Genomic DNA, 1,090 nt, shown 5'->3' on the forward strand with positions numbered 1-1,090 from the left:
TTGATTAAACGGTAGATTATTATTTTAAAATAGAAAAAACACTGACTTTATAATGCTTTTGTTTTCCATCAAATACTGCAGACTTAACAGTCCCGGGAAGATTTATCTTAAAAGGTGCCGTATATCTGGGTGAATTAAAAACTGGTTCTGTTCCATCAATTGTGTAACGGATATCCGGTTCAAAACTATCAGTCTTAAGCGTTACCATAGTAGATCCATTTTTCTCATCCTTCTCCAAACTATAGGAAACATTTTTAGCGCTTTCAGCATAATTTATGCCCAGATTTGAATAACGTTTATACTGCGTGTTCATCCTTCTTTTAAAATCATCCCAGTTTTTTAATCCCGGAGTGGTCCAGCCAACCTCAGCAAGTGCTGCAGCACGTGGATAGGTCATGTATTCAACTCTGTCCGGTGAATGGATAAATTCACACCAAATGTTTCCTTGAACGCCTTTGATATATACAGCTTCTTCTTTTGTCAACTCTTCCGGAACTGGCTCAAACGAATAAACTTTATCGAGTGAGACGATACGTCCAACGGCAAGGGGATCTAAGTAAGGTTCTTCCTGGTAATAATCAAAATAGGTATAATCTGTTGGGGTCATCACCACATTGTGGTGTTGTTTAGCCGCAGCGATCCCTCCGGCTACTCCACGCCAGGACATCACGGATGCTTTTGGTGCAAGCCCCCCTTCAAGGATCTCATCCCAGCCTATGATATTCTTGTTTTTCGTTAACAGGAAATTTTCAATGCGTTTGATAAAATAACTTTGCAGTTCATGTTCATCTTTTAAACCTTCTTTTGCCATTCTTGCCTGACATTTGGCACAGGCTTTCCACCTGTCTTTCGGGCATTCATCCCCTCCGATATGAATAATCGGGGAAGGGAAAAGTGCTGCAACCTCTGTCAGTACATCTTCCAGAAAACGAAAGGTTTGTTCATTTCCCGCACAAAAAACATCCTTTTGAACACCCCAGTTTGCCGGGATTTTGAACGGCCCGCCGCTACAGGACAATTCAGGGTAGGCCACTAAAGCTGCCAACGAGTGGCCAGGCATTTCGATCTCAGGAATAATGGTCACAAAACG

At 41.8% G+C, this 1,090-nt stretch carries 1 protein-coding gene; it reads right to left on the bottom strand.

The annotated features are described in order from the left end of the window. Positions 1 to 19: 19 nt before the first annotated feature. A partial coding sequence (locus tag R2Q85_RS24530; protein WP_316814447.1) for a beta-N-acetylhexosaminidase occupies positions 20 to 1,090 on the bottom strand: 1,071 nt, incomplete at its 5' end.

The organism is Pedobacter heparinus (assembly GCF_032678725.1).
GTDB lineage: Bacteria > Bacteroidota > Bacteroidia > Sphingobacteriales > Sphingobacteriaceae > Pedobacter > Pedobacter heparinus_A.